Raw genomic sequence first — 7,467 nt, 5'->3', positions numbered from 1 at the left:
CCGTTCTGAGGTATTTTGTGCTCACGCAATGCTAGTGCCGGTGTGGTGAGTTCTATGAGTCAATTTCGGCGCCGGAAGTCCCTGACCGGCGCTGCTGTTCCTCGCCATAGCCCGGCTATGACTCGTCACAGCGCCTTGGCCGTGAACTTCTGGCATCCGAATTTGAGTTAACGAACTCACCGTACAGGCCACTAGGCTCGGTGCCTGGCATTGTTGTTTCCCAGGCTTGGGTCTGAGCATTTGACGCTGGCCGGAGCCACGGGTATAAACCGCCTCTCGCAGTTTTGTCGGACCTTCTCCCATGAGTTTCAGCCCCCTGATTCGCCAGTTGATCGATGCCTTTCGGGTTTTGCCCGGTGTCGGTCAGAAAACTGCCCAGCGCATGGCTTTGCAGCTGCTCGAGCGCGACCGTAGCGGTGGCGCGCGCCTGGCACAGGCATTGGGCCAGGCCATGGACGGAGTCGGGCATTGCCGCCGGTGCCGGACCTTGACCGAAGACGACCTGTGCCCACAGTGTGCCGATCCCCGGCGCGACGACACCTTACTGTGTGTGGTCGAAGGACCGATGGATGTTTACGCGGTGGAGCAGACCGGTTATCGCGGTCGTTACTTCGTGCTCAAGGGACATCTGTCGCCGCTCGATGGCCTTGGGCCGGAAGCCATCGGTATTCCGCAGTTGTTGGTGCGTATCGAAGAACAAGGCAGCTTCACCGAGATCATCCTTGCCACCAACCCGACGGTCGAAGGCGAAGCTACGGCGCACTACATCGCACAGTTGCTCTCCAACAAGGGGTTGATCACCTCGCGTATCGCTCATGGTGTTCCCCTGGGCGGCGAGTTGGAACTGGTCGACGGCGGTACGCTGGCGCATTCGTTCGCGGGACGCAAACCTATCACGCTTTGAAGGCAGGAAGGGGCGATCGGACAAGCTCTTCAGGGAGCCAGCAAACGCAGTATCTGATCCAGTCGGTGGTTGGCGAGCCAGCTCAGCAGCATACCCAGGACCGTTGTACCGCCAGCGATATAGGCAAGTCGGGCCTTGATCGACTTCACATCGCCGCGGACTTCGCCGAGGTCGCGGTGGATGTACTCCAGGTGGGTTTCCAGTTCGGTGATTCGTGGTTCCATGGTGTCGCCTCGAGACGGGTCGCCGGTCTTGGTGGGACCACTGGGTGACGGAGATTGCTGCATCGCCTCATGATTGCCCGACCATCGGGAGGCAGGATTCAGGCAGGGTGTCACGCAGTGTTGTAGCTCAACTTCCATGTGGTTTACATCCTCGCTGGTTGATGTTCCGGGCACCATCGCCCTGATAAAAGACACCGTGGAAAATCGCGCCATTTCGCTTTCCGGTCAATTAAGGCGATTCGCTGATGTTTATGGGAAAAGTCGCCGGCGCCCGACATGCCCGCTGAATCAGGCTCGGGCTGTCGGCGTAGCGTCTATACAAGCTATCTACCAGGGTCAGGGTGAGCCCAGTGCCGGCAGTCAGTCGGTTGAACGGCCGCTGCGGTTGGATTTATTTTTTTGGGGGAGGACGGTGAAATAAATCCTGGGGCGCCAGCTCCTTTGCGGCTGGCCGTGGTCCACATTCTTCAGGCTCATCGACACAGGAGAAACCGCTGATGAACGAGCGCAAGGCATTGCTGATTCTGCATGGCAAGCAGGCCTTCAACGAAGAAGTGCGGTCGGCGGTTGAGGGCAAGCGACGAGACGGTTGGGAATTGGCCGTGCGCGTCACCTGGGAGGCCGGGGATGCCCGGCGCCTGGTGGCTGAAGCGTTGGACATGGGTTATCGGCAGTTGATCGCCGGCGGTGGCGACGGCACTTGTCGTGAGGTCGCCGAGGCCATGGCATTGGCGCACAGCGAGGCGAGTTTGGTGCTGATGCCGTTGGGCACCGCCAATGACTTTGCCCGTGCCGCCGGAGTGCCGCTGGAGCCAGCCCTGGCCTTGCAATTGTTGGAGGTGCCTGCCGCGGCGATCGACCTGGGGGCGGTTGGCGGGCAGTTGTTCCTGAACATGGCCACCGGCGGTTTCGGTAGCCAGGTGACGGCCAATACCTCGGAGGAACTGAAGAAAATCGTTGGTGGTGCGGCCTACCTGTTTACCGGTCTGTCACGCTTCAGCGAGCTGCATGCCGCCTACGGCGAGTTGCAGGGGCCGGATTTCCATTGGCGAGGGGAATTATTGGCATTGGGGATCGGCAATGGACGTCAGGCGGGGGGCGGGCACCTGTTGTGCCCCGAGGCGCTGGCCGACGATGGCTTGCTCGATATCAGTATCCTGCCGGCGCCCCAGGAGGTGGTGGGCACCTTGCGCCAATTGATGAGCGATGGGTGGGGGCTCGACAACCTGTTTGTCCGAGCCCGCCTCCCCTGGGTCGAGATCAAGGTCGCCGAAGGCTTGTACCTGAACCTCGACGGTGAACCCCTGGAGAGCGAGTGCCTGCGTTTCGAGGCGCGTGCCGGGGCACTGCGGCTGCACTTGCCGACGGATTCGCCGCTGCTCAGTCGTCGAGGCTGATGATTCGCTCGCGGACGGCGAACAGTACCAGCCCGGCGATGTCGAAAATCTGCAGGCGTTTCATGATCTGCGAACGATGGGCCTCCACGGTCTTGATGCTCAGGCCCAGGCCGTTGGCGATTTCCCGAGTCGATTTGCCGCGCACGATCAGTCGGAGGATTTCCAGCTGGCGCCCGGTCAGGTTGTAGGTGGCGGCCTCCATCGGCGAGTGACGCTGGACCTGGGTCAGGGCCCGATTGATCACCGTGTGGGCGACCGCCGGGCTGAGGTAGCGCTCGTCGTTGCGCAAGGCTTCCAGGGCCTGGGCCAGTTCGGTGGCGGTGGTGTCCTTGAGCAGGTAGCCACGGGCGCCGATCTCCAGAGCCTGCATGATCAATTGCGGGTCGGTGTGCATCGATAGAATCAGCACCTTGCTGTGAGGGCGGGCCGCCTGGAGCTGGCGCAAGGCGTCCAGGCCGCCAGTATCGCGCATGGACAGGTCGAGCAGGATGATATCCGGGTTCAGGCGCTCGACGGCTTCGAGCAACTGGGCGCCGTCACTGGCTTCGCCGATGACGGCGTAGCCCGGGATGTCCAGCACCAGGGCACGCACACCGGCCCTGATCAGTGAGTGATCATCCACAAGAAGTAAGTTGCAGGTCATAAAACTTTATTCGTACTGGCTCGTTCGAGGGCTCGTGGAGCCCAAGGAAGTAGGGCGTCGATTTGCGTGCCCTTGCCGGGTCCGCTGGTGATTGTCAATGTACCGCCTAGCTGTTCGACACGCTCCGCCATACCGGCCATGCCGCGCTGCCCTTGCTCGCTCGGATTGGCCACCGGCGAAAAACCCAGACCATCGTCGGCGATGTGTATCGACAGACCTTCGGGCAGGCGCTTGAGGCGTATCAGCAGATTGTCGGCCTGAGCATGGCGCAACATATTTGTAACGGCTTCCTGGGCCAGGCGAAAGGCAGTCACGGCCATTTCCTCTGACAACCCGGTCAGCCGTTGCTGGCATTCCAGGCTCCAGTTCACCGTGGTATTGCCCAGGGTCTTGAGCAGGTGGGCACGCAGACTGGCTTCGAGTCCGAGGCTGGCCAACTGGCGTGGATTGAGAATCGCCGAAACGTCCCGCACCTTGGTCAGGGTTTCATCCAGGATGTTGCTCAGATCGGCACAATGGTTACGCAACGTCTCCGGCAAGTGCCCCAGCAGCCATTGGGTTTGCAGCTTGGCGGCCGTCAGTAGTTGGCCGATATCGTCGTGCAGTTCGCGGCTGAGGCGGTGGCGCTCGTTTTCTTGCACTTCCAGCAGGCGATCGGCGAGTTCCTGGGGTTGAAAATTGATCGATGCCCGCGACCCCCGATGCTGTATCCAGACGCTGATCAGCGCGGCCAGATTGAGCATTGGCAGCAACAGGCTTCGCGGTAGGCTCGAACAGCTCAGATAGACCGACAAGCTCGTCACGGCCGAGGCAAGGCATAGCAATACGGTCAGCCGGCGGGCATTTTTGCGAGAGGAAAGCCAAGGCTTTAATGACTTGAGGCTGGCGTACATAGCGTGTGGAGCCAATGAATGTTCGCTACGGAGAGCCCCACGCTGTCACCGGCGGGACTCTGTTTGAAAAACGGTTACGGTTCAATACCTATACATAAAGTTCTGCGATGTATAGGTTAGCTCGTCAAGACAATGCTGGTGCCATGACCAATCGAGGTGAAATCATTTTGTAGTCAAGCACATAAGTGAACGGACAGCATAATAGCACTTTGTTTAAGATTGGTCCTCCTCAAGGATATATGTCCGGATGGTCAGCATTTTTTGCGCAATGGTTCTGCAAGGCTCGGGAAGCCGCTGACCGCAGTCTGGTTAATTGTGAACTTGCGACACTTTACTAGTTGTTTTTTGGCTAATAAAAAGCCCGGTCTGAAACCCGGAAATTGGTTAATTAGTTGGTTGTGTCGGTTTTGACTATGAGGCAGGGGTAAGGCGCGCTTAACTATTGAAAACAGCGCATGTAAATGCATGGGCGAAGATGCTGCTATTCAAGCGGATTGTCCGGGAAAAGTGATCAGTGTGAAGGTTTTTGGCTCGTTAAACACGGTTTCGGACATGTTGGTCTGTGACGCCAGGGTCGCGACCAGTGCAGCCTGCTCGCTGTCGTCGAGGCTCAACTGACCACTATAGGGATCGATCAATTCGAGCTGCCACGCTAACAAGGTCAAGCAGTCCTGTAGGGCCTGCAAGGCAGCGCTGTGCAGGTTGAGTTGCTCGGGAGCGTGGCTTAGCACACTGTGGATATGCCGGGAAAACTCGGCCATACAACGCACGCCGAGCACATCGGCGCGTCCGGCCAGCTTGTGCAGCGTAGCGAGTAGGCAATCGATTGCATCCCGGTCGTTGCGGATCAGGCCCAGATGCAGGCAGCACTCTTGCATTTTCGCTTGCAAAGTCTCGGCCTCGACGAGGAATTCAGGCAGGCTTATCTGCCACTCTTTACCGTTCAGCATGCTTTATCTCCATGAAAATATCGGCAGGCGATAGAACGTCGCGCTTGGCGAACGGTGTTAAGTTAATGTCGCCAACAGAGGATGTCTGTAGTCTGTTTCCGATTGTTTCGGCCTTGGTGCATTGCGCGACATTTTTGGGCCGTGCGCTCATTTTTAAGAAGATGATCCCCTGCGGTTGCAAAGATCCTTCGAAATAGCCATTGCAGAGCGCCTCAGCAAAATCTATGAGGCTTTTTCCCGGCTTTCCGGCCATCGTCTCGCGATCGAAAGCAAAAGCCTGACTCCATTCATGCAATGAGAATAGCGTCACATTAATAGCTATTGAATATTGCGAATATCAGGTCATGCCTGATTGTTGCTAGGGGATTCCCCTATAGAGGGGAACAAAAAGCATAATTGATGGTCGCGCGCCTGGGGCGGGTGTCGAATTCTGGCGGTGAATTCAGTGAAGCATGATATCAATATGGTATCAACTGCTTTGCATGGCATTGGGGTGGGCGGTCAAGCTTTGACAGCTCCAGCCGATAACTCGCGCAATGTAGCTTTTTTTATCAGCGCCCCAGGAGTGATTGATGGCCGGCATTCTCGACACGGTAGACCAACGCACGCAACTGGTGGGTGAGAATCGTCTGGAGATTCTCATGTTTCGCCTGGCCGGTCGGCAGTTGTTCGCGATCAACGTGTTCAAGGTTCAGGAGGTACTGCAACTGCCCAAGCTGACCTTGATGCCCCAGCGCCATCCGTTTGTCTGCGGTGTGGTCAACTTGCGGGGCCAGACCCTGCCGGTGATCGACCTGTCCCAGGCGATTGGCATGCGTCCTCTGGTGCCAGGTCCCAACAGCACCATTATCGTGACCGAATACAACCGTTCGGTGCAGGCATTCCTGGTCGGTGGTGTGGATCGCATCGTCAACATGAACTGGGAGGCAATCCTACCGCCGCCGACCAGCGCGGGTCGCCAGCACTACCTGACTGCCATCAGCAAGGTCGACGATCAGTTGGTGGAAATCATCGATGTCGAGAAAGTCCTGGCTGAAATCGTCCCCTACAACGCCAAGGTGTCCCGTGAAAAACTCGACGATCCGTTGATGGAGCGCGCGCGCGGGCGGGAGGTGTTGCTGGTCGATGACTCCAACGTGGCCTTGTCGCAGTTACGCGATACCCTGGGCCAACTGGGGGTGAAGATGCATATCGCCGGCGATGGATTGAAGGCGTTGAACATGCTCAAGGGCTGGGCCGATTCCGGGACGGTGATGACCGACAAGTTGCTGATGGTCTTCACCGATGCGGAAATGCCAGAGATGGACGGTTATCGCCTGACCACCGAAATTCGCAACGACCCACGCTTGCGCGGTCTTTATGTGGTGTTGCATACCTCGCTGTCCGGCAGCTTCAACGATGCCATGGTGAAGAAGGTCGGTTGCGACAACTTCCTTTCCAAGTTCCAGCCGGACAAGCTGGTGGATGTAGTGCGCCAGCGTTTGTTGCTGGATAAGAGCTGATCCCCTGCGTCTGCAAGGCGTGCCGGCCAGCCGAACCTCAGGGCACGTTTGTGTGACGGTGATTCACCCTCCTGTAGAATCACTGTTTTACCTCTCCAGGAGTTGGACATGTTGCGTTTGAGCGCGCTGTACCGTTACCCGCTGAAGTCCGGCAGGGGCGAACGCCGGCAGCACAGCTCGCTCGACGAGTTGGGGTTGAGCGGGGATCGGCGCTGGATGGTGGTGGATGAAGCCAGCGGACGCTTCCTGACTCAACGAGCCGTGGCCGGCATGAGCCAGTTGTCCGCCTTGTGGAATGCCGCGGGCGGCCTGACCTTGAGTGCACCGGGGCGTTTGGCGCTGGAGGTGGCATTACCCTCGGCAGACCAGTCGTTACGCGGGGTGACCCTCTGGAGCGATACCTTGCGGGTGCCCGATGCCGGTGATGAAGCCGCGGCTTGGCTCAGCGAGTTTATCGGCAGGCCGGTGCGCCTGGTCCATATGCCGCCGGAACGGGCGCGGACCACCCAGGCGGGTTATGGCAAGGAGGATGACCGTGTGGCGTTTGCCGATGGTTTCCCGTTGTTGCTGATTGGCCAGGCCTCGCTGGAGGATCTTTCCCGCAAAGTCGGACGACCTCTGGAGATGCTGCGTTTTCGTCCCAACCTGGTGATCGAGGGCGGCTCGGCGTTTATCGAGGACCAGTGGAAGCGTATTCGTATCGGCGACATCGATTTTCGTGTGATCAAGCCTTGCTCACGCTGCATCCTGACCACGATCGACCCGCAATCCGGGGTGCGTAGCGTTGACCGGGAACCGTTGACGACTCTCAAGACCTATCGAGAACAAGGTGGGGATGTGATGTTCGGGCAAAACCTGGTCAATGACGGCCAGGGGCGGCTTGAGGTGGGTATGCCGGTTACCGTTCTTGAGTCATGACGCAAAAGGGTAGGCGCCGGCCAGCCGGCGCGCATG

The 7,467-nt window shown here is 58.6% G+C and carries 9 protein-coding genes; 4 read left to right on the top strand and 5 right to left on the bottom strand.

The window, feature by feature from the left end:
- The first annotated feature begins 301 nt into the window (after positions 1–301).
- A complete protein-coding gene (gene recR / locus AWM79_RS22400; protein WP_017134151.1) occupies positions 302–904 on the top strand; it encodes a recombination mediator RecR in 603 nt (200 codons plus the stop codon).
- Positions 905–933: 29 nt separating this feature from the next.
- On the opposite strand, the gene AWM79_RS26015 is transcribed toward recR, so the two are convergent.
- Positions 934–1,128 (bottom strand): hypothetical protein, encoded by a 195-nt coding sequence (locus AWM79_RS26015; protein ID WP_017134150.1) that lies wholly within the window; start codon positions 1,126–1,128, stop codon positions 934–936.
- A gap of 497 nt (positions 1,129–1,625) precedes the next feature.
- On the opposite strand from AWM79_RS26015, the gene yegS reads away from it, so the two are divergent.
- Positions 1,626–2,525 (top strand): lipid kinase YegS, encoded by a 900-nt coding sequence (gene yegS / locus AWM79_RS22390; protein WP_060783804.1) that lies wholly within the window; start codon positions 1,626–1,628, stop codon positions 2,523–2,525.
- Here the strand turns inward: yegS and AWM79_RS22385 are convergent.
- The 4 genes from AWM79_RS22385 to AWM79_RS22370 form a co-directional block, all read right to left on the bottom strand.
- Positions 2,509–3,168 carry a response regulator gene (locus tag AWM79_RS22385; RefSeq protein WP_017134148.1) on the bottom strand — a complete coding sequence of 220 codons (660 nt, stop codon included), beginning with the start codon at positions 3,166–3,168 and terminating at the stop codon, positions 2,509–2,511. The two genes, yegS and AWM79_RS22385, sit on opposite strands and share 17 nt — an antisense overlap.
- Positions 3,165–4,061 (bottom strand): sensor histidine kinase, encoded by an 897-nt coding sequence (locus AWM79_RS22380; protein ID WP_060783803.1) that lies wholly within the window; start codon positions 4,059–4,061, stop codon positions 3,165–3,167. The genes AWM79_RS22385 and AWM79_RS22380 overlap by 4 nt, the downstream gene beginning before the upstream one ends.
- Before the next feature lie 485 nt (positions 4,062–4,546).
- Entirely contained in the window at positions 4,547–5,011 is a 465-nt protein-coding gene (locus AWM79_RS22375) for a hypothetical protein (protein ID WP_017134146.1), read from the bottom strand.
- Complete coding sequence (locus tag AWM79_RS22370) at positions 4,998–5,321, bottom strand: hypothetical protein (RefSeq protein ID WP_143063226.1); 324 nt, start codon at positions 5,319–5,321, stop codon at positions 4,998–5,000. The genes AWM79_RS22375 and AWM79_RS22370 overlap by 14 nt, the downstream gene beginning before the upstream one ends.
- A gap of 262 nt (positions 5,322–5,583) precedes the next feature.
- On the opposite strand from AWM79_RS22370, the gene AWM79_RS22365 reads away from it, so the two are divergent.
- Positions 5,584–6,513, top strand: a complete 930-nt coding sequence (locus tag AWM79_RS22365) for a chemotaxis protein CheV (protein WP_017134144.1) — start codon at positions 5,584–5,586, stop codon at positions 6,511–6,513.
- A gap of 108 nt (positions 6,514–6,621) precedes the next feature.
- Positions 6,622–7,431, top strand: a complete 810-nt coding sequence (locus tag AWM79_RS22360; protein WP_060783802.1) for an MOSC domain-containing protein — start codon at positions 6,622–6,624, stop codon at positions 7,429–7,431.
- The last annotated feature ends 36 nt before the right edge of the window (positions 7,432–7,467 follow it).

It is taken from the genome of Pseudomonas agarici (genome assembly GCF_001543125.1).
Lineage (GTDB): Bacteria > Pseudomonadota > Gammaproteobacteria > Pseudomonadales > Pseudomonadaceae > Aquipseudomonas > Aquipseudomonas agarici.
The sequence above is the reverse complement of the archived record's forward strand: the minus strand, read 5'-3'. Positions and strand labels throughout refer to the sequence as shown.